General features: G+C 61.4%; 16 protein-coding genes. 8 read left to right on the top strand and 8 right to left on the bottom strand.

Annotated features, from left to right (window positions below):
* Positions 1–31: 31 nt before the first annotated feature.
* Positions 32–1057 (top strand): hypothetical protein, encoded by a 1026-nt coding sequence (locus tag R3F07_18440; GenBank protein MEZ5278367.1) that lies wholly within the window; start codon positions 32–34, stop codon positions 1055–1057.
* Positions 1058–1081: 24 nt separating this feature from the next.
* The gene (locus R3F07_18435; protein MEZ5278366.1) at positions 1082–2935 is read left to right on the top strand and encodes a hypothetical protein; all 1854 of its coding nucleotides are present in this window, start codon (positions 1082–1084) and stop codon (positions 2933–2935) included.
* Between the two features lie 90 nt (positions 2936–3025).
* On the opposite strand, the gene R3F07_18430 is transcribed toward R3F07_18435, so the two are convergent.
* The 3 genes from R3F07_18430 to hrpB all read right to left on the bottom strand — a co-directional run bounded on the left by R3F07_18430 (position 3026) and on the right by hrpB (position 6843).
* Positions 3026–3622, bottom strand: coding sequence for an alpha/beta hydrolase (locus R3F07_18430; protein ID MEZ5278365.1), 597 nt, complete (start codon positions 3620–3622; stop codon positions 3026–3028).
* Positions 3623–3999: 377 nt separating this feature from the next.
* Complete coding sequence (locus R3F07_18425; protein ID MEZ5278364.1) at positions 4000–4308, bottom strand: hypothetical protein; 309 nt, start codon at positions 4306–4308, stop codon at positions 4000–4002.
* 3 nt (positions 4309–4311) lie between these two features.
* Complete coding sequence (hrpB, locus tag R3F07_18420; GenBank protein MEZ5278363.1) at positions 4312–6843, bottom strand: ATP-dependent helicase HrpB; 2532 nt, start codon at positions 6841–6843, stop codon at positions 4312–4314.
* 1114 nt (positions 6844–7957) lie between these two features.
* Between hrpB and R3F07_18415 the strand changes: the two genes are divergently transcribed.
* Entirely contained in the window at positions 7958–8689 is a 732-nt protein-coding gene (locus R3F07_18415; GenBank protein MEZ5278362.1) for an alpha/beta fold hydrolase, read from the top strand.
* Here the strand turns inward: R3F07_18415 and R3F07_18410 are convergent.
* A complete protein-coding gene (locus R3F07_18410) occupies positions 8671–9657 on the bottom strand; it encodes a threonine/serine dehydratase (protein MEZ5278361.1) in 987 nt (328 codons plus the stop codon). The two genes, R3F07_18415 and R3F07_18410, sit on opposite strands and share 19 nt — an antisense overlap.
* Before the next feature lie 117 nt (positions 9658–9774).
* Here R3F07_18410 and typA point away from each other — a divergent pair, with 117 nt between their 5' ends.
* Positions 9775–11586 (top strand): translational GTPase TypA, encoded by a 1812-nt coding sequence (gene typA / locus R3F07_18405; protein MEZ5278360.1) that lies wholly within the window; start codon positions 9775–9777, stop codon positions 11584–11586.
* Between the two features lie 73 nt (positions 11587–11659).
* Here typA and R3F07_18400 read toward each other — a convergent pair whose 3' ends face one another.
* Both R3F07_18400 and gcvT read right to left on the bottom strand, forming a co-directional pair.
* Entirely contained in the window at positions 11660–11911 is a 252-nt protein-coding gene (locus R3F07_18400; GenBank protein MEZ5278359.1) for a hypothetical protein, read from the bottom strand.
* 138 nt (positions 11912–12049) lie between these two features.
* Positions 12050–13141, bottom strand: a complete 1092-nt coding sequence (gene gcvT / locus R3F07_18395) for a glycine cleavage system aminomethyltransferase GcvT (GenBank protein ID MEZ5278358.1) — start codon at positions 13139–13141, stop codon at positions 12050–12052.
* Between the two features lie 280 nt (positions 13142–13421).
* On the opposite strand from gcvT, the gene R3F07_18390 reads away from it, so the two are divergent.
* From R3F07_18390 to nhaA, 3 genes are all read left to right on the top strand, one after another.
* Positions 13422–14480, top strand: coding sequence for a hemolysin family protein (locus R3F07_18390; GenBank protein MEZ5278357.1), 1059 nt, complete (start codon positions 13422–13424; stop codon positions 14478–14480).
* 40 nt (positions 14481–14520) lie between these two features.
* The gene (gene lgt / locus R3F07_18385) at positions 14521–15351 is read left to right on the top strand and encodes a prolipoprotein diacylglyceryl transferase (GenBank protein MEZ5278356.1); all 831 of its coding nucleotides are present in this window, start codon (positions 14521–14523) and stop codon (positions 15349–15351) included.
* Between the two features lie 560 nt (positions 15352–15911).
* Entirely contained in the window at positions 15912–17114 is a 1203-nt protein-coding gene (gene nhaA, locus R3F07_18380; protein ID MEZ5278355.1) for a Na+/H+ antiporter NhaA, read from the top strand.
* A 161-nt stretch (positions 17115–17275) separates the two neighbouring features.
* On the opposite strand, the gene R3F07_18375 is transcribed toward nhaA, so the two are convergent.
* On the bottom strand, positions 17276–18118 hold the full coding sequence (locus tag R3F07_18375; GenBank protein MEZ5278354.1) for a universal stress protein: 843 nt from the start codon (positions 18116–18118) through the stop codon (positions 17276–17278).
* Between the two features lie 12 nt (positions 18119–18130).
* The gene (locus R3F07_18370) at positions 18131–19417 is read right to left on the bottom strand and encodes a glucose-1-phosphate adenylyltransferase (GenBank protein ID MEZ5278353.1); all 1287 of its coding nucleotides are present in this window, start codon (positions 19415–19417) and stop codon (positions 18131–18133) included.
* Positions 19418–19579: 162 nt separating this feature from the next.
* Between R3F07_18370 and trpE the strand changes: the two genes are divergently transcribed.
* Positions 19580–21067 carry an anthranilate synthase component I gene (gene trpE / locus R3F07_18365; protein MEZ5278352.1) on the top strand — a complete coding sequence of 496 codons (1488 nt, stop codon included), beginning with the start codon at positions 19580–19582 and terminating at the stop codon, positions 21065–21067.
* The last annotated feature ends 16 nt before the right edge of the window (positions 21068–21083 follow it).

Here is a 21083-nt window from a genome sequence, read left to right as displayed (position 1 = left end):
CACTTCGCCCCTACCCACCCCGCAATTCCTCATGCCACGAATTCATCGACCCCTCGTCCTCGCCTTCCTCTGCATCATTCTGTCGATCACCGGAGGGCGCCTGCGGGCCCAGCCGGCAAAGCTGGCCCATGACCTCATCGTCTGCGCCAGCATGACCCGCGACTTCACGATCGGCTCCCGGACCACCCGGGACAGCGGTCTTTTCTTCATCGAAAACCGAACCACGCCACGCCATTTTGGATTCAATCATCCCCGGCAGGACGCCGTCGTGGCCGACCCCCGCGACCGCAACATTCTCTACACCGTGGGCCTGAACGGTGTCCTCGGCTCGCGCGACAACGGCGCCACCTGGCGGATCCTGACGTCCTGGGACATGACCGAACCAAAGGATATCGCCATCGACCCGAACCAACCCGATCACCTCTATATCGGCCTGCCGGACGGGATCGGCGTTTCCCATGACGCGGGAGAAACCTGGACCCGGATGGATGACGGAATCCCGAGAAAGTACACCCAGACCCTCGCGGTCGACCGCAGCAGAGCCGGACGCGTGATCGCCGGAACCGAGAAAGGCATCTACCTCAGTGAAGACGGAGCGGTCCACTGGACACTCGTCCAGGCTGCCGACGCCACCGTGACCGACCTCGACCAGAGCCCGCACGATCCCGCCGTTTTCATGGCGACAACCCAGGTCGACGGCGTCCTCATGTCACGCGACGGGGGTCGCTCCTGGGGCCAACTGCCGGGTACCAAGTCCGGATTCACCCTCTACAATGGCGACTTCGACGCCACCGATCCCAATCGCCTCGCGATCTGTGGATGGATCCAGGGCGTCCAGGTCTCGGAGGACGGCGGCAAGACCTGGAGCCAACGCAACGAAGGCCTCCCCAATACCAATGTCTGGAAAATCGGCGTCGATCCCGATATCGCCGGCCGCCTCTACGCCTCACCTCACCAGGAGGCCGTCTATATTTCCGATGATTTCGGCCGGTCCTGGCGACCCGGCTTTTTTGAAGGCGCCGTCGTCTGGGATTTCGCCTTCCTCCCCAGCCGCTGATCCCCACCCCACCCCCTTTCCTCCATGAAGATTTTCCGAAACGGTCTTGTCGGTTGCGGCCTCGCCGCTTCCCTGCTTTCCTCTCTCCACGCCGACCTTGCCGGGACCCCCGCGGAACGACGCCAGGGTTACCTCGACCGCATCCATGAAGTGGTGACAACAACCGCGGCCCGGGCCGATCTCTCCCAACCGGGATCCGGCGGCCTCGCCGCGATCGCGACCAAACTCGTCCTGAACGAAGATCTCGACTGGTGCTCCGCCAGTGTCATCGAGCTGATGAAGGCACCCACCGGCGACATGTTCTGGACCTTTCCGACCGTGACCGTCGCCTTCCTAGGGCGCGACAAGCTTTCTCAAGAGGCCCGGGACGCCATCCGGGATGCCTGGCGCACCTATATGCCGATGCGCGGCGACACCGAGAACCACTGGGCGATGTACTACACCTCGCTCTACCTGATGTCCCAGCTCTACCCCGACGAACCCGGCGAAACCTGGTACACCGGCAATGACTCGGCCCGCAACATGGCGGAGGCCCGGGAATACCTGGTCAGCTGGATCGATCTGACCACGACCAAAGGCCAGGGCGAGTATGACTGCACCCACTATATCGGGGAATACGTCGCCCCCATGGCCATGCTGGCCTCCTTCGCCGAGGATCCCGCCATGCGGATGCGCGGACAGATGATGCTCGACTATATCTTCGCCGATTTCGCCATCGACAACCTGAACGGACTCTATGCCGGCTCCCATGCCCGGACCGACGACCGCGGAGTCCTTGAATCCTGGAACAATCTCTCGACCGTTTTCGCCTGGCTGGTCTTCGGCAACACCACTCCGCCCGGCTACAGCTGGTCGGTCTATTTCGCCGCGATGGGGACGAATTACGAACTGCCCGAAGTGATCTACCGGATCGCCAACGACCGGACTCAACCCTACCTCAGCCACGAACTCAAACGCACCCGGCATCGCTGGCGCAACAGCGACCTGCGCAACCCGCCCGTCTACAAGACCGTCTACATGACCCGCGACTACGCCGTCGGCACCAGCCAGGGGGGCCTTCTCCAGCCCCTCCAGAATCATACCTGGGACCTCACCTGGGCGGTTGATGATCCCCGGGGCGTGCACAACACCATCTACTCCATCCACCCGCACTACTCCTCCGAGGAAATGCAGATGTACTTCACCGAAATGCCGGACTGGATGCCCGACGCCGTCGTCTTTCAGGGCAAGCCGTCCTACAACAAGCCCTACAAACTCCTCGGTGGCTCCAAGTACGAGCAGGTCTTCCAGGACCTCGACACAGTGATCGCCCTCTACGACATCCCCGAGGGCACCAAATACGAACACATCAACGGCTTCTTTTCCAAGGATCTCAGCCGGATGGAGGAAGACCCTTCCGGATGGATCTTCGCCCAGGGCGGCCAGACCTACCTCGCCTACCGACCGCTCGCTCCCTACGAGTGGCGCGAGGTCATCCTGCTCGACCGCAATTTGAACGAGGAGGTTACCGGCGACAAACGGCTTTACAGCCCTCATCGTCGGAACGGCACCATCCTGCAGGCCGCCTCGGCGACGGAGTTCGACTCATGGGAGGCCTTCAAGAACGCGATCCGGAAGCTGCCTCTCGAGGTGAAACTCCAACCGTCCCCCAGCGTCGTCTTCACCTCCCTGCGGGGTCATGCGCTGACCTGCGCCTTCGGTCAGGCCCCCACCGTCAACGGAAAGCCGGTCGACTACGCGGCCGAATGGAAGCTATTCGACAACCCCTTCATGCAATCCGAGCCCGGATCGGGCCGCCTGACCCTGACCCACGGCAAACTTCAGCGTATCCTGGATTTCAATACAGTGACCATTACCGACTCCGCCGTGGAGGATTGAACACCCCCGCGCCCTGCCCGCGCCGGATGACTTCGAGGCTCGCGACTGATTCCCGAAGCCTTCCCGGTGCCCCCTTCGAACGCTCCGGACTCAATCCTCTCCGCGATCGAAGTGTCCCTGCCGAAGAAAATGCACGGTCTGCCGGATCACCCCGGGATGCCGCATGATCATCGGGTGGGTGACGTGCATCACGAGGTGATCCGCCATCCCCTCGACCCGGGTGCGTGCAACCGTGACCTTGCCGTCATCGGGCCCGGGCAAAAGGCATAGGCTGTTGATCCAATTGATGCTGCGATCGCCGGCAATGACCCCGAGGGGGAAGCCAACCGGCCCCAGCCGGCCCGGAACACCGTCCGGCCCGGTTCCCAGTTCCCGCCCTGCCGGTCCGTTCAACCAGCCGAAGAGACGCCAATGCCCGATCCGGTCGACCACCTCGCTCCCCCCGTTGGGCGGCGCCAGCATGACCACCCGGCCAAGATTGGGGAGCCGGTTTCGGGCAAGCCAAGCCCGGACAAGGATGCCGCCCATCGAATGGGTGACGAAATGGACCCGCTCCGCGATCCGGGCCGAATGCGTGTCGAGGGCGGAACCCATCGCCGCTTCCGCCAGCCGGGCAATCGAGTCGTTCCGGCTCGGATACGCATGATTGTCGACCGAAAAACCCTCGGAGCCAAGACCCCGTCTCATCCTGTCCATTGATGCGGAGCGTCGCAACAGTCCATGGAGCAAAATGACGTGATCGGGAGAGGTGGTCGGCACGAACTCTCTGGTGTCAGACATGCGACCGGCCGACAAGAGGAGATTTCACCAGCCAACGCCCGCATTGTGGAGGAAATCCCCTAAGGGCTCGCGGCAGGATTCCCTATCAGGACAAACCTGATTGAGTGATTCTCCCGGCGAATAGGCTTTCCTCCCCATGCCCGGCTTGAGTAAATCTCCCCTGCGAGCCGAGGTCAGCCTGAAGGACCACAATTCCGAACGAAACCTGATTGAATGCTCGATTCTTGATGTGTGTGTAAAAGGGGCGGCCTGCGGGTCGCCCCTTTTTGCTTCTTCCGTCCCCGTTACTTGCGCAACAGTTTCCGGCCAGCCCGTTCCAGCCGATCCATCAGGATGGCCGCCCAGCGCAGTCGGGTGGCGATCATGAGGATGCCGGGGATCCAGAGGAAGAATCCGGGGACTCCCGGAGGAAGCGCTATGATGACCCCGACGACGAAAAGGACAAAGCCGAGCCCAATCGTGATCCAGGCCCGGACCGGATGTTCGCGCCGATGCAGCCGACGGTGCTCGTAAACCGTCAGGAAGCGGTTTCCCGGCTTTCCCGCCCGGAAGTCCTCAACCATCGTATGGAGCCATTGCCACTTCATCGCCATTCGTTAGCGGGGTAGCGGCCGGCCAGGGCGGCTGATCACCGGATAGGTTTCCCGCCAGAAGGAACTCAGATCCTCCGTCACCTGGATCGGCCGTTGGTTCAGGGCAAGCACCTCGATCTTCAGGCGCTGCCGGCCTTCGGCAACCGAGAGGGTTCCCTCCAGACCGTAAAGGTCCTGTATCCGGGCCGACAGGACCGGTGGAGGTTCCGCTTCGTATCGGATCGGAGCCCTGCGACCCGAAGGCAGCAGGTACCGCTCCGGAAGATGGTGTTCGAGCGCCGCCGCCTGCTCCGGCGCCAACCACTGATGGATGATCGGCCAGATGGGTTGACGTCGGACCGCACGAAAACTGCGCGCCCCCAGGCAGATCTGCTCGATCAGGAAAGGCCGGTCCTTTTCGGTCAATTCCGCGATTCCGTATTCGGGAAAGAGCACCGCCAGGAGATTGACCCTCCGGATCCAGGTCTCGACCGCTTCATCCCATTGGGGCATCTGGCAGCGTCCCGCCAGGACCTCCGCCGCCAGCACGACGGCGGCCTCGGAGTCCGTGGTCTCCCCGCTCTCCCGGTCTTCCAACACAAGATCCCGGAAGGTCCGCCGGATCCTCCGGGTCACCCGGCGGGTTCCGGGATCCAGGGCCACCGTCTCTTCGTTCGAGAAATCTTCAGGAAACGCCTCCCTCACCCAATCCTCCTCCACCGCGCAGCAGGAAGTCAGCAGGGTGGTCACGGCCGCGTCCCGTCCCTCGATCTCACTGATCTCCGTCGCCACGAACAGTCCGCCGCTCTGGACCAAGCTTTCCCGGGCCAGAGTGCCCCGCCGACCGCCGACCAGGGAACAGCGCAGGGTGCCCCGGTCCTGCCGGCAGGCCAGGTGGTCGCTGAACCCGGACAGGACACAGCGGGCCAGCTTCTCGTGAGTGACGGGGTCCCGCTCTGAAACGGAAAAACCGCGCGAAGCCGCCGCCCTTTCCAGGCGTTCGGCCAACTGGGCCGCCTGCCTCGCCGACACCGCATGCAGACCGGCCCGGGCGCAGGAATCCACCGAAAAGCGGAAACGTTCCGCAAAAGCCAGGGCGTGCAGGTCGGCCAGGAGGTCGTTCTCTTCGTGGGCCTCGATGAAAGCCTCCCGCGATTTCTGAAGATCGGCACCCCGGGACCGAAGGAAAATGCCCCTTCCCTGGGTCAACGCTGCCAGACCCGCGGCGGCGGGCAGACAACCCAGCTTTGCGCCCTCCACCAGGACCCGGCCCAGACGCGGGTGGACCGGGAAGGCGAGGATGTCGCCGCCCAGGCCGGTGACCCGGCCCCGGCCATCGACCGCACCCAGATCGTGAAGCAGGCGGTCGGCCTGCTTGAGATGCTCGGGATCCGGATTCTCCACCCAGGGGAAAGCATCCAAATCATGGATACCTCCGGCCCGGAGGGCGAGGACGACCTCCGCGAGATCGAGCCGGTGGACTTCGGCCGCCTCAAAACCCGGACGGGCCGCATGATCCTTTTCCGTCCAGAGCGCCAGAGAGATGCCGGGACCGGTGCGACCGGCCCGCCCTGCCCGCTGCGCGGCGGAGGCCCGGCTGATCTTCTCAATCAAGAGCGTGTTGATTCCGCGCCGCGGATCATAACCCGCAATCCGGGCCAATCCGGAATCGATGACAAACCGCACGCCTTGAATCGTGATGGAGGTCTCCGCGATATTGGTGGAGACAATGACCCGCCGCCGGCCACTCTCGTCGACCGCCCGATCCTGATCCTCCACCGGCAATTCACCATGTAGGGCATGGATTTCAATGCCGGTGCCGGCCAGACGCGGTCGGAGCAGGTCGATGGTCCGCCGGATCTCCCAAGCCCCGGGCATGAACACCAGGGCATTTCCCTCAGCCGACGAAAGCACAAGTTCCGCCGTCTCCGCGGCCGCGGCCGCACAGAGATCGTCCCTCGCCGGCATTTTCCGCAGGAACCGCTGATCGACGGGAAAGGTGCGGCCCTCGGAGCTGATCGTATGACAGGGCGCGAGAAACGACTCGAGACCCACCGTATCCAGAGTGGCTGACATGACCAGCAGCTTCAGATCGGGCCGGACCGTCCGCTGCAGCAGGAGGGAGCGTCCAAGCGAGACATCACCGTAGAGATGCCGTTCATGGAACTCGTCGAACAGCACCGCGGCCACACCGACCAGGGTGGGATCGTCGACCAACCTCCGCAGCAGGATGCCCTCGGTCACGAACTTGATCCGCGTTTCCCGGGAAACCTTCGATTCAAAGCGGACCTGATAACCGACCAGACCGCCGAGGGGAGACCCCATTTCCCGGGAAACCCTCTGGGCAAGCAGACGGGCCGCGAGGCGCCGCGGTTGCAGAACGAGGATCTCGCCCGTCCCGATCGACCCGTCGCGAAGGAGGATCTGCGGTACCTGGGTCGACTTGCCTGAACCGGTCGGAGCCTGAACGATGGTCCGACTGCCGGCCGGGCAGGCCGCCTCGATCAGATTGCGCTCAACCCGATAGATCGGAAGACGTTCGGAATCGGAAAGCATCACCCGCGATGCGACTCGTCGAGTGAAACACTGGCAAACCAAATCCCTTCCATTCCCCATCCCCCATCCCGCCTCCTCCACTGCCCCAAGATATTCACAAGTTATGCACATTCGCCTGTCGGGTAACAACTTGTGAATATCTTTACCTTGCGGAATCAGAAATCTGCAGTAGCTTGATGATGTTCATTGAAAGAACGGGTTGAGCGCTCCGTAATGAAAAAAGCGGAGAGGCGCCAATCCGGGATACGCCCGGGAAACCGGGGAAAGGATGGGTGGAGCTGGTCTGCCCGTCCCCTGACGTCCCTTGAGGACGTGATGGCATGTTTCACCAGTCCCTCTGGATCGGGTCGTGCCGATTCAGAAGTCACGACAATAGGGACTGCGCGGCAAGACGCGATCAGCAACCGCGTTGAGCCGAGTGAGATCTGTTGGAAAGTTGCGATCCTCAGATTGATACAGTTACCCAGAGGGTTACGGTTGCTACTGTAAACCGGCACGAAATTCTCCTCCAGACGAGTTAAACCACGTCGAAAGGCCCTTTAATAATTCACTGGGCGCGAAAATGGAGGGGAGAGTCGTGGAGACGGCGGACTCGGCAAAGTTCGCAACAGCTCCTGTTTGGGGCGGTCTGAAAAACCAGATCACCCAACTGCAAGATACCAATGCAACCTGAGAGATAAGAGGTCAGACCCGTAGCGCGTGGCCAACGCTCTGCCAAAAGCGGAGGCCGTCCACGCGGTAATCGGTTATCGACGCGAAGCGCCTTGCAGGCGTGTCGTGACCAAGTCGGGCGAGTCGTACATCGGCAGATGTCAACCGAACCCGGCCAAGAGGCCTCACTCAATAGATTCCGGGCTGAAAAGTCTGGGACGGTCCTGCTATGAGACCGAAAGCTCTGCCCTGCCGCAGAGAATAGCGTCGGGGAGCCGGCAGCCAACCCAGTTGAGCGCCAAATGCCGGCAAACGGGACCGAGAGCGTGGCGAACTCCAACCCCCACTTTAGCCCCCCGGGATTTCGATCCCGGGGGGCTTCTGTGTTTCAAGGCGGCAACACCGTCCATTCCTGCGTTCTTTGTGTCGCTCTCTGACCCAGTTTCCTTACCTTTCTCCCCTCATGCGCGAACAACCGTTCACCATTTCCATTCCAAAGGGATTTCTCAGTGCCGTCCTGCACCGGGCTCGATCCAAGAAGATCGTCATCCTGGCCCACGGGCACGGCGGCCAGAAGATCGAAACCGGCCGTCTCTTCGTGCATACCGCACGCGCCCTGACCCAATCCGGCATCAATGCCCTGCGCTTCGACTTTTTCGGCTCGGGCGAAAGCAGCGGGGAATTCTGCGAAATGACGCCCAATACCGAGATCGATGATCTCAAACGGGTCATCTCGTGGGCCCGAAGGCAGGGATTCCAGTCGATGGGAGTCCTCGGCCTCAGCTTCGGCGGAGCGGTTTCCATCTGCACCGCAGCCCAGGTCAAGCCCGGGACGATCCGATCCCTGGTGACCTGGTCGAGCGTTCCGAGTTTCCTCACCTGGCGGAACGAACCCGATGAACCCTTTGCCCGGGTGTTGACCAACCCCAACGGTCACGGTCGCGCCTTCTATTCGGACCGACCTTCCATCGACGTGCCCGAGGCCTACCGGTCCCTCTCCATCCCGAAAATGCAGATCCAGGGTGACAATGATTTGCCCGGTTTCCGGGAGCAGTTCTCGGCCTTTTTCTCATCCGCGCCGCAGCCCAGGAAGCACCTCGTCATCCCCGGGGCCAACCACACCTTCGACCACTGGCCCCACCGGAAAAAAGTCATCCGCGAAACCGTCGAGTGGTTTCAGGACACCCTCTCCTGAGTGGGCCAGGGCAGGCGGTCCAGATCGACGTTTCCCCCGCTCAGGATGACCCCGACCCTTTGACCCTGCAGCGGTATCCGTCCCTCGAGGAGAGCGGCCACCACGACGGCGGCCGACGGCTCAACCAGGGACTTGAGCACCATCCAGACCAGTCGCATGGCGGCAATGGTCTCGGCATCGGAGACCGTCACGATGCCTTCGACCCGTTCGCGGATCACGGCAAAGGTTCGCGGCGAGAGGGTTGCCATCAATCCATCGGCGATGCCGGGCCCGATCCGGTAACCCTCGATGCGCTGTCCGGCGTTGATGAACGCTGCCGCCTCGGCCGCGTTCTCCGGCTCAACCCCGTAAACCCGCACCCCGGGCGCGGCATGGCCGACGGCAAGACAGGTGCCCGAGATCAGCCCCCCTCCTCCGATCGGGACGACGATCGCATCAAGATCCGGGATCTCGTCCAGCATCTCCATCGCGGCCGTGGCCTGACCCTCGATCACCCGCCAGTCATCAAACGGATGAACCAACACCCCGCCCGCCTCGGTCAGGATCCGCGCCGCCACGGCCTCGCGATCCTCCAGGGTCGGGCGACAGAAGGCGATCGTGCCGCCGTAACGCCGGACATTCTCCACTTTGGCCCGCGAGGCCGTCTCCGGCATGACGATCGTGGCAGGCACCCCCCGCGATGCCGCCGCCCAGGCCAGGGCCGCCCCGTGGTTGCCTGAAGAATGCGTGACCACCCCGGCCTCCGCGTCCGAGTCGGGCAGGCTGAGCACGGCATTGGCCGCACCACGCGCCTTGAAAGCCCCGACCCGCTGCAGGTTCTCCGCCTTGAAGAAGAGTCGGCAACCGCACTTTTCATCGAGGGTCCGGCTGGTCAGGACCGGCGTGCGGACAATCCGGCCATCGATCCGGAGACGGGCGCTCCGCAGAGCATCCGCGTCCGGCCATCCCCCTGGATCTGAGAAATTCACCTCCCTATCCATGCCCCTTCACCGGGCGCGTCGGCAAGGATCTTCTCCAAGGCTCCTTCACGTCCGAGCTTGCTTCCCGTGCACCCGGGGCTCATGGTGACCGGTTTTTCACGTAAGATGACACCCGAGGATTTCAGAAACATCGCAATTATCGCCCACGTCGACCACGGCAAAACGACCCTGGTGGACAAACTCCTGCGCGGAGGCGGCGTCTACCGCGCCAATCAGGTGATCGAGGAACGCGCCATGGATTCCATGGACCTCGAAAAGGAGAAGGGGATCACCATCAAGGCCAAGAACGCCGCCATCCATTGGGGCAACAAGACGATCAATATCGTCGACACCCCGGGACACGCCGACTTCGGGGGCGAAGTCGAACGGGTGCTCAAGATGGTCGACGGGGTCCTCCTCCTCGTCGATGCCTACGAAGGACCGATGGCCCAGACCCGTTTCGTGCTGCGCAAGGCCATCCATCACGGACTCAAGGTCGTCGTGGTGGTCAACAAGATCGACCGCGAGCACGCCGATCCCATGCAGGTGCACGATGATGTCCTCGAACTCTTCCTCGAACTCAACGCAACCGAGGAACAGTTCAACGCCCCCTTCATCTACGCCAGCGCCCGTGACGGCTACGCCATCCTCGAGCTTGACGATCCGCGCACGGACATGACCCCGCTCTTCCAGACCATCCTCAAGCATATCCCGCCGCCGGTTGCCAATCCCAACGGATCGTTTCAGATGCTGGTCAGCAATATCGAATGGAACGACTACGTGGGCCGAATCGCCGTCGGCAAGATCGAGAGCGGCCAGGTCGCGGCCGGCGATACCATCCATGCCCTTCACAAGGACGGCACCAAGGTCCGCGGCAAGGTGACCAAGCTCTTTGAATACACCGGAACGGCGAGCAACGAATCCACGGCGGGCATGGCCGGCAACATCATCGGCATTTCCGGATTCGAGGATATCGACATCGGCGACACCCTCAGCGCCGACGAGGCAGCTCCCGCCCTTCCCTTTGTCGAAATCGACCCGCCGACCATTGAGATGCAATTCGCAGTCAACGATGGGCCCCTGGCCGGGCGCGAGGGGAAATTCGTGACCTCCCGCCAGCTGCGCGACCGCCTCTATCGGGAGATCCGCACCAATGTCAGCATCAAGGTGGTCGACTCCGGGACGGGCCTGTTCACCTTGAGCGCCCGCGGAGCCATGCAGATTGCCGTTTTGGTCGAGCAGATGCGCCGCGAAGGATTCGAAGTCCTCGTCTCCCGCCCGACCGTCATCACCAAGATGATCGACGGGAAGAACTGTGAGCCATTCGAGACCCTCTGGGTCGAGGTCCCTGACGAATCCCTCGGCGGGGTCATGCAGAACCTCGCCAACCGCAAGGCCCGGATCACCTCGATGGAAAAACACCCGCACGGTTCCACCATTGAAGCGGTCATCCCGACCCGTGGATTGATCGGTTTCGAACTCGACCTCGTCAATGTGACCGGCGGTCGCGGCGTCATGTCCCATCTGTTCCGCGAGTATGCACCGCATTGCGGCGCCATCTCCACCCGGCTGACCGGCACCCTTGTTTCCATGGAAAACGGGACGACCAAAGCCTACGGCCTCGATGCGCTGGAATCACGGGGAATCCTCTTCGTCGGGGCCGGCGAGGAAGTCTATGAAGGGATGATCATCGGAGAGAATCCGCGCCGCGATGACATGCCGGTCAATCCGACCAAGGCCAAGCAATTGACCAACTTCCGGTCGCAAGGCGACGGCAAGGGCATCCAGCTTTCTCCTCCGAAACGCTTCTCACTCGAGCGGGCCATCGAGTACATCCAATCGGACGAATTCGTGGAAGCCACGCCGAAGTCGATCCGACTGCGCAAGCGGATTCTCAACGCCAATCTGCGCAAGCGGGCCGCCCAGGCCGAATCCTGACCGCGTCAGGATTCGGCAAGGTCTCCGCCTCAGGAGACCGGTCACTTCCCTCAGCCGGGAGGGTGCGCTTGCCCTACCCGGTCAGCTTTCCGTAGGCATCCGGTGACAGCAGGGCCGCCAGCTGATCCGCGCTGGACGGCTTGATCCGGATCATCCATCCGGCCTCGTAAGGATCCTGATTCACCGTTTCCGGCGTCTGTTCCAGGGCGGTGTTGACTTCGATGACTTCGCAATCAACGGGCATGAACAGGTCGGAGGCCGCCTTCACCGATTCAACCACGCCGAAGGTCTCTCCGGCTGAATAGGATCGTCCGACTTCCGGCAACTCGACAAACGTGATGTCGCCGAGACTGTCCTGCGCGTAGTCGGTGATACCGACGGGCGGTGCCGTCAGCTTCGATCTGCAACCATTCGTGATCCTTGGTGTAGGAGAGATTTGAAGGTGTTCGCATGGGTGTTGGGTCTATCGGTGAATGGGAACAAAAGGTGGTTTGGTCTTGAGAAGAAACTGCTGTTGACCGCGAAGATCGACCGAGAGGTCCTCGTCGATACATTCGGTCAGCACATGCATCGAGCCGATGGCCTCGTTGCGCATCGGGGAAAGGGTGCCGCTGAGAACCCGGCCGACCTCACGCGCTCCCGCGAACACGGTGGACCCGGCGCGGACAATCCGCCGGTCGCCGGTTCTGAAGAACACGACCTTCGAAGGTGTTCCTTCATCGCGTTGTCGGAGCAGCGCCTGGCGGCCGATAAAACCGTCCTTGGAGAACTTGACCGTCCACTCCAATCCCGCCTCAAGCGGCGAAATCAATTCGCTGATCTCGTGACCATAGAGTGAGAACCCTGCCTCCAGCCGCAGACTGTCTCGGGCGCCGAGGCCGGCCAGGACCAGCCCCTCCGGCTCGCCGGCTTCAAGGATCGCCCCGGCGAGACCGGAGGCCTCATCCGCCGGACAGAACAGCTCGAAACCCCGCTCGCCCGTATAGCCCGTTCGACTGATCAGGCAGAACGTTCCGGCCACGTCCCCTTCGGCGAAGCCGTAATAGCGCACCCGTTCCAGAGCTACCGGAGTCAATCGGCCGACTATCGCATCGGCCCGCGGCCCCTGGATCGCAAGCAGGCCATACGCATCGGACTGATCCTTGATCGTGCAGTCATAGCCGAACGCCTGCTCGGTCATCCAGGCAAGATCCTTGTCGCGATTGGAGGCATTGACACAGAGCAGATATTCCGAAGGTCCCAGGCAGGTGATGAGCAGATCGTCGACCACGCCGCCTGAAGGCAGACACATCGGCGTGTAAAGGACCCGTCCGGGACTCAGGCGGGTCACGTCATTGGTCACCAGATGATTGAGAAACTCAGTCGATTGTGTGCCGGAAACCCGGATCTCGCCCATGTGACTGACATCGAAGAGTCCGGCCGCCGACCGGACCGCCCGGTGCTCCTCCAGGATACTCCGGTACTGAACGGGCATCTCCCAGCCGCCGAATTCGACAAACCGGCCACCGTGATCCCGGTGAAAGTCATAGAGTGGCGTCCTCCGCAACGATGGCATTCCCCCAGATAGTCAAAGCGTTCCGGGAGGAGCAAGCCCGCTTTCGATCGGCCACGTTTTGCACCCGGCGCTTGCCATTTCCGGCTGAGCGTCTCAAAAGTCACGTTTTGAAACAGATGTTGCCACATGATTCCAGCGGTCCGAGAGAGGCCGCCTGCAGTAATGCCGGGAGTGAGTCGGTCCCCACCGAAGCTCCGGGCGAGCCCGAACCTAGTCGACTGTCGTTGTTGGCAGAACGCGCCGCCAGATCAGGAGGCGTGGTCACGGCGACCCCGGAGCGATGACGGCGTTCGTCCTGGCCGTCGCCTTCACGATCGGCATCTCTTTTTTCTGCTCGCTGCTCGAGGCCCTCATTCTCAGCACGACCGTCTCGGAAATCGAGTCGCTCAAGAAAACGCGCCCAAAACGCGGTCTCCTCCTCGAGCAGCTCAAGACCGAGATGGCGGACACCATCTCGACCATCCTCACCCTCAATACGGTGGCCAATACCCTCGGGGCGACCCTGGTCGGCGGACTCGCCACCAAGCTGTTTGGCGAAGTCTGGCTCGGCGTCGTTTCCGGCATCATGACCCTCGCCATCCTGATTTTCTCCGAGGTCATCCCGAAGAATATCGGCGTGGTCTACCGGGTCCAGCTCCAACCCCATATCGTGCATCCGCTGGTCTTTCTGACCAAGGTGCTCGCCCCGCTCAATTTCCTTTCCAATCTCGCCGTCCGTCTTGTCATCAAGCGCCCCCCCGCGGAAACCTCGTCCGATGAGGAAATCATCCTCCTGGCCGAGAAAGGGGCCAAGGAAGGCACCCTGACCTCCAACGAGTCGCAGCTGATCACCAATGCCCTTTCGCTCGATGACGTCAAAGTAGGCGATATCATGACCCCGCGAACCGTGGTGACGGCCCTCGAAAAGGACGCCACCCTGGCCGAAGTCTTCCGTGAATACCCGAACATTCCCTTCGCCCGCCTGCCCGTCTACAAGGACAACATCGACGAGGTTGTCGGCCTGGTCCGGAGACGGGACCTCCTGAAGGGCAAGGCCAACGATCGCGATAATGCCACGGTCGGCAGCCTGATGCAGGAAATCCACTTCATCCCCGAGACCGTCTCCGCTTCCAACGCTCTCCAACTCTTCCTGCGCACCCACCAGCAGCTTGCCATGGTGGTGGACGAGTTCGGCTCAATCACCGGCGTCCTGACCATGGAGGACGTCATGGAAACCATCCTCGGCCGGGAGATCTTCGAAAAAGACGACATGGCTGTCGACATGCGGGAACTTGCCCGGTCGCGCGGCGCCCGCAACAATCCCGCCTCCCGGAGCGGATCGATTTCGCCGGCAAAATGATGGGTTGAAATCGACCCGGGTCATCGCCTAAGTCACCCTCGTGTTTCCTCCCCTGGCCTACCTCGTCCACCAGAAGCATCCCTTCCTCATCCAGTTCACAGAGAACTTCGGAATCCGCTACTACGGACTGGCCTACCTCGCCGGCTTTCTCGTCGCCTGGCTCCTTTTCCGTGCGTATTGGAAGCACGGGAAGACACCGATCAATCCGGAAATGCAGGGCGATTTCATGTTCGCCGCCATTCTCGGGGTCATGATCGGTGGCCGGCTCGGCTATTTCCTCTTCTACAGTCCGTCCTCCCTGCTGCAGAACCCCACGGACCTGTTCCGCGTCTGGGATGGTGGCATGTCCAGCCACGGCGGGATGCTCGGCGTCTTCATCGGAGTCCTCTGGATCTGCCGGAAACGACATATTTCCCTCCTCCATGCAGGGGACATGATCGTCAGCATGACCCCGGCCGGATTGATGTTCGGGCGCATCGCCAACTACATCAACGGGGAACTCTGGGGCAAGGTCAGCCTGGTCCCCTGGGCGGTGATCTTCCCCGACAGCGCTCCGGGAATGCCGGTCTCCGAGATCCCCCCCCGCCATCCCTCCCAACTCTATGAGGCTGCGCTCGAAGGACTCTTCCTTCTCGTTTACACCCAGTGGCGGGTGTGGAAGACGCCGGTCCTGGCCCGCCAGCCCGGACGTCTGGCCGGCGAGTTTTTCCTCCTCTACTCCGTCGGACGGGTCATCGCCGAACAGTTCCGTGAACCCGATGTCGGCGTCGCCCTGCTCTTCGGCCTGAGCCGGGGCTCCGTTCTCTCCCTCCTTGTCGCCGCCGCCGGCGTCGCTGTCCTGATCATCTCGGCCCGCAAGAGGCCCGCCTGAGGCGTCCCAGGCGATGGGCTGATCCTCTCTGCCCGGGTTCAATGCAGCATCGCATTGACGACGCTTCCATCAGACAGGCAAAGGCACGGAACGGCGCGTTGGCTCGTCCCCGAAAAGGTCATCGCAGACCCGATCAGCAACACAAGATCAACAACGCGCTCCCCAACGGCCCATCTCGGTCAATCCGGCGACCTTCGCGAAGCCCCGAAAAGCCGTTGGGCGACGATTTCCACGAAATTACACATGAAGTGCTTTACATGAATTGATTTTCGCTTTTCGATTCCCGAAACAGGCAATCTGCTTCTTGCCTCAACCGCTTCCACCAACCACGATTACGACCAACCAGGACCGCCCTCCGACGGCTGTCCGAACTCCCGACGGCTTTTCACTGGCAAAGCGCAGCGAATGCAGCCCGGAAACCCAACATCCAGATCGACCATGACGAACCTGTTGCGCACGAGACGCCCGAACCCTGACGGCGGCTTCACCACCACGATCGAATTCGACGAACGTCCCCGCTTGGGGCGGGCCGAGAGAACACCTTGCGGGAGAGTCACCCGATGCTGACGACGATCAAGACCTTCATCAAACACGAGAGTTCGGCCGGGATTCTCCTCTTCCTCGCCGCGGTCTTGGCACTCATCTTTGCCAATACGCCGTTGTCGCGCCTTTACGGATCTCTGATCGACACCGATTTCGGGGTCCAGTTGGGCAATGCAGGGCTCACCAAACCTCTCATTCTCTGGATCAACGACGGATTGATGGCCGTTTTCTTCTTTCTCGTCGGGCTCGAACTGAAGCGCGAGATCCTTGAAGGTGAACTGTCGAACCGTCGCAAGCTGACGTTGCCGCTCTTCGCCGCCGTCGGAGGCATGCTTGCTCCAGCCTGCATCTACGTCTACCTCAATTGGGGTGATCCGGTCGCACTCAACGGCTGGGCCATACCGGCCGCGACCGACATTGCCTTCGCCCTGGGCATCCTGGCAGTCCTCGGAAGCCGTGTGCCCGTCGCACTGAAGGTTTTCCTCGTTTCACTGGCGATCATCGACGACATCGGAGCCATCGCGATCATCGCCCTGTTCTACACCGAGAATCTATCCATCACTTCACTCAGTGCGTCGATTCCGGCGATCATCGGGCTGTTTATCCTGAACCGCAGGAAGGTGACGAGCAAGGCGCCCTATATCCTGCTCGGGATTTTCCTTTGGGTCGCCGTATTGAAATCAGGTATACATGCGACGCTCGCAGGAATCCTCCTCGCAACGTTCATTCCGCTGCGCGGCGGAAATGGGAGTGAAGGGACTTCACCGTTGCGCGAACTAGAGCACGCTCTGCACCCCTGGGTGGCCTTTGGCATTCTTCCCATATTTGCATTCGCGAATTCCGGGGTGTCGCTTGCCGGTCTCTCGCCCAGTTCCCTCCTCGACCCGGTCCCGTTGGGAATCATGCTCGGTCTGTTCCTGGGCAAGCAGTTCGGCGTTTTCTCCTTCAGCTGGGTCGCCATCAAGTTGGGGTTGGCAGAACTTCCGGATCGGGTGCGCTGGAGCGGACTCTATGGTGTGTCTCTTCTCGCGGGAATCGGCTTCACCATGAGTCTCTTCATCGCCTCCCTGGCGTTCGAAGAGACGGGAGATACGGCCTATGTCATCAATGACCGCCTCGGCATTATCTGCGGTTCGATGCTTTCAGCCATCGCCGGCTACCTCGTGCTCTATCTCACCAGCAGGAGACCCTCGGAGCAGACTCCGGACGAGCCCGCGTGAGACGATTCCCGATCTTCCCGGCCTCCATCATCCCGGGTTCGGCTGGGCCGGCGCCCCGCATCTCCAGCATCACACAGCCGACCACCCGCCGGCTTCGGGGCGCGCGTGGCGCCGGTTGATCGAGGCGTGAACCCTCTCCCGCCTCGTCGTGGTCGCCTCCCTCAGCGGAAGAGCAGAACCGGCACCTTGCAGGTGCGGATCATTTCGGTCGTGGTGCTGCCGATGATCAGATAGCGAATCCGGCTGTGGCCATAGGCGCCCATCACCAGAAGGCCGATCTGATTGGTGGACACATAACTGGCAATGGCTTCCTCGGGGTCTCCGTGCAACATCTGGCAGACCGGGGAATAGCCGCCCGCGCGCAGAGTCGACTCCGCCTTGCGGAGATGTTTGAGCGCTTCATCCTCCGATTGCGATACAACCGTGACGACGTGGACGTCGATCCCCCGAATCATTGTGGACTTCGCAAGGAATTCGACCGCCTTGTTGCAGCTTTCCCCACCGTCATGCGCAACAAGAACCCTCTTGGGAACCTGAAAGGCCCTTGAAGTGACCAGGCAAGGGCGACTTGAGGCCCGAACCACGCGCTCCATGGTGGAGCCCAGGTGCTCGGTCGCAAAATTCGCGTTCTCACCCCGCTTCCCCAGGATGACCATGTCTTCCGTCCCCTCGTAGTCACTCAAACAGTCCACCAGCAGCCCCGTCTTGTGGGTGGTGGTGAGCCGGTCGCCCAATCCCGCCTCTTCAAAGACCTTGGAGCCGTCTTCAAGTATGACCTTCGCCTTCTTGCTCTCCAGCTCCTGCAGTTGCCCAAGAATCGCCTGATACGGCTGTATGCCGAGGCTCCCGCTCAGATCGGCGATCAGCGGGACCTCAAACTGCCGCAGGTCCGTGACGTAGAGCAGCTCGACCGATGCCCCGGTTCGATTGGCCAGCCATGCCGCATATTCACAGCAGACCCGCGCATAGGAAGAACCGTCCGTGCAAACCAGCAGCTTTTTCATCGTGTGTGCTCCTCAGATGACTGTGTTGTCCGGGATCACCGCGTTCTTCGGTACGACCAGAACGCCGTCCCGGATATAGATTCCTTTGGATTCGAAATTCTCCGGCTTTCCCGCGGGATCAAGCACCACGTTGCGGCCGATGCGGGCATTCTTGTCGATGATCGCATCCTTGATCACCGTGTTCTCACCAATCCCGATATCAGGCACCCCGGATTCCCGGTTCTGGGCCAGTTCCCCTTCACTCTCGAAAACATCTGAGCCCATGATGATCACGTTTTCGAGACGGGTATTGTGGCGCAGGATGGAGCGAATCCCGATGACGCAGCGTTTGAGGTGGGATTCGGTGATGATGCACCCGTCGGCAATGATCACATGGTCAATGAAGCACTTGTTCACCTTCGACGACGGCAGGTAGCGCGCGTGCGTGTAAATCGGAGCCCCCGGTGTAAAGAAATTGAAGGGCGGCAGCGGATTGGTCAGCAGCAGGTTGGCCTCGAAAAAGGCCCGGACCGTTCCGATATCCTCCCAGTAGCCTTCAAAGATGTAGCTGCACAGACGATGGGTGCCCAGGAGACTTGGAATGACCTCCTTGCCGAAGTCGGTCATATTGTTGTTCAAAGCCTCAAGCAGCGCGGTTCGGTTGAAAACGTAAATTCCCATCGAGGCCAGGCAATGCGGCCCGGGAGGCGTCGACTTCAATTGACTCTGCAGGTGGTCACTGATGACCAGGCGACGGATCACTTCCGGATCCTTCGGTTTCTCGGCAAACTCGGAGACCGAGAGGTCTTCGCTCACCTTCATCAATCCGAGTCCGGTCACCTTCGACTCGTGAATCGGCATGGCGGCGATCGTCACATCCGCTTTGCTGTCAACATGCTGCTGGACGATGGCGGAAAAATCCATCCGGTAGAGCTGGTCGCCGGAGAGGATCAGCACGATGTCATGCTTGTGGTCGGCAAAGTGATGGAGGTTCTGGCGAACCGCGTCCGCCGTTCCCTGGTACCAGCTGTCTCCTTTTTCCGTCTGCTCCGCCGAAAGAATCTCAACCACCCCCCCGGAAAAGGTATCGAACCGGTAGGTGCTCTGGATATGGCGGTGCAGCGACGCCGTGTTGAACTGGGAGAGAAGGAAGATGCGATTGATACCCGAGTTCAGGCAATTGCTGATCGGGATATCAACCAGCCGGTACTTTCCCGCCAGTGGGACCGCGGGCTTGCATCGCTCCTGGGTGAGTGGGTAAAGGCGGGTTCCGCGGCCACCACCCATAATGACGGATACAACGTTAAATTTCGGGTTCATAATTCAGGTCCCTAAAAACTTGTAGACTCTAAGGGGCTGACCATTAATGAACAACAGAAAAAGGTCCGGCTTTCAGCAGAACATTCAAATCCGCTGCTGCCGGGCGCTCGAAAAACCGGGGCGCCGACCGGGGGCGTCTCTCTCGCTCGCGCCACTCCAGCCATGCACGTCAATCCAGATCCGCAATCCTTCCGTCGTCTCTGCCAGCAGGGCAACGTTGTCCCCGTCACCACCGACTGGATTGCCGACCTTGAGACGCCCGTTTCCGCCTATGCCAAACTCAAGAGCGACGGCCCCGCGTTCCTCCTCGAATCCATCGAAGGAGGCGAAAATCTCTCGCGCTACAGTTTCATCGGCTGCCGGCCCCGCAAGATCATCCGGGTCGAGGGTGCCCGCACCCGGATCCGTATCCAGGGTCATGAGGATGAATGGATCGACACCCCGGCCGATCCCCTGACCCTGATCGAGGAGGAAATGTCCCGTTACCAACCGGTCGAGCTGCCCGACATGCCCCGGTTCATGGGCGGAGCCGTCGGCTTCGTCGGCTATGAGTACATCCACCATATCGAGCCGAGCGTCCCAAAGGCCGCCCGCGACGTGCTCGGCACCCCCCTGCTCTATTTCATGCTGGCGGATTCGCTGCTCGTCTTCGACAGGGCCCGCCAGACCCTGCGCCTCTGCGTCAATGTCCACATCACGCCCGGTATTGACCCCGATCAGGCCTACGCGGCAGCGGTCGATGAACTCAACTCCCTCCAGGAAGTCCTCAACCGTGACCACGGCCTGACGCCCGCCCGGCTTCCCAAGGCGACACCGGTTCGCCCCCATCCCGGAAACTTCACCCAACCCCGCTTTGAATCCATGGTCGAAAACGCCAAGGAATTCATCCGCGCCGGTGATATCATCCAGGTCGTTCTCTCCCAGCGCTTCGAACGCGGGTTCACCCGCCCTCCGCTCGATCTCTACCGGGCACTGCGGACTATCAATCCGTCTCCCTACATGTTCCTGCTCGAGGCCGAGGACTTCGCCCTGGTCGGTGCCTCGCCCGAGGTACATGTCCGCCTGACCGACCAACTGGTCGAAATTCGACCAATTGCCGGAACACGACCGAGAGGCTCCAATCCCGATGAGGATGTCCGCCTCGAAAAGGAACTCCTGGCCGACGAAAAAGAAAGGGCCGAACACCTCATGCTGGTCGATTTGGCACGCAATGACATCGGTCGAGTGTGTCAATACGGCACGATTCATGTCCCGGAATACATGGCGATCGAGCGCTACTCACACGTAATGCATATCGTTTCCCAGGTCGAGGGCCGGATCGCAGACGACCGTAATGCCTTCGATCTCCTCCGCGCGACCTTTCCAGCAGGCACCGTCTCGGGAGCCCCGAAAATCCGCGCCATGCAGATCATCGCCGATGAGGAAAAGGAACAGCGCGGGCCCTATGCGGGAGTTCTTGGCAATTTCGGCTATAATGGCAATCTTGACTCGTGCATCAACCTGCGAACCGCGTTGATCAAGGGCGGCAAAATCTTCATTCAGGCCGGGGCCGGTCTGGTCGCCGACTCCGTCCCGGAGGCCGAATTCAACGAAACCATTTTCAAGGCATCCGCCCTCTTCCGGGCGGTTGATCTGGCGGAATCTCTTTGATTCCACGCGATCACGG

Source organism: Opitutaceae bacterium, from assembly GCA_041395105.1.
GTDB lineage: Bacteria > Verrucomicrobiota > Verrucomicrobiia > Opitutales > Opitutaceae > B12-G4.
The sequence above is the reverse complement of the archived record's forward strand: the minus strand, read 5'-3'. Positions and strand labels throughout refer to the sequence as shown.

What these genes read in the sequence shown, in the direction of transcription:
- R3F07_18440 (MEZ5278367.1), top strand. Translation starts at nt 32, where the DNA reads ATGCCACGAATTCATCGACCCCTCGTCCTCGCCTTCCTCTGCATCATT.
- R3F07_18435 (MEZ5278366.1), top strand. Translation starts at nt 1,082, where the DNA reads ATGAAGATTTTCCGAAACGGTCTTGTCGGTTGCGGCCTCGCCGCTTCC.
- R3F07_18430 (MEZ5278365.1), bottom strand. Translation starts at nt 3,622, where the DNA reads ATGAGACGGGGTCTTGGCTCCGAGGGTTTTTCGGTCGACAATCATGCG.
- R3F07_18425 (MEZ5278364.1), bottom strand. Translation starts at nt 4,308, where the DNA reads ATGGCGATGAAGTGGCAATGGCTCCATACGATGGTTGAGGACTTCCGG.
- hrpB (MEZ5278363.1), bottom strand. Translation starts at nt 6,843, where the DNA reads ATGCTTTCCGATTCCGAACGTCTTCCGATCTATCGGGTTGAGCGCAAT.
- R3F07_18415 (MEZ5278362.1), top strand. Translation starts at nt 7,958, where the DNA reads ATGCGCGAACAACCGTTCACCATTTCCATTCCAAAGGGATTTCTCAGT.
- typA (MEZ5278360.1), top strand. Translation starts at nt 9,775, where the DNA reads ATGACACCCGAGGATTTCAGAAACATCGCAATTATCGCCCACGTCGAC.
- gcvT (MEZ5278358.1), bottom strand. Translation starts at nt 13,141, where the DNA reads ATGCCATCGTTGCGGAGGACGCCACTCTATGACTTTCACCGGGATCAC.
- R3F07_18390 (MEZ5278357.1), top strand. Translation starts at nt 13,422, where the DNA reads ATGACGGCGTTCGTCCTGGCCGTCGCCTTCACGATCGGCATCTCTTTT.
- nhaA (MEZ5278355.1), top strand. Translation starts at nt 15,912, where the DNA reads ATGCTGACGACGATCAAGACCTTCATCAAACACGAGAGTTCGGCCGGG.
- R3F07_18375 (MEZ5278354.1), bottom strand. Translation starts at nt 18,118, where the DNA reads ATGAAAAAGCTGCTGGTTTGCACGGACGGTTCTTCCTATGCGCGGGTC.
- R3F07_18370 (MEZ5278353.1), bottom strand. Translation starts at nt 19,417, where the DNA reads ATGAACCCGAAATTTAACGTTGTATCCGTCATTATGGGTGGTGGCCGC.
- trpE (MEZ5278352.1), top strand. Translation starts at nt 19,580, where the DNA reads ATGCACGTCAATCCAGATCCGCAATCCTTCCGTCGTCTCTGCCAGCAG.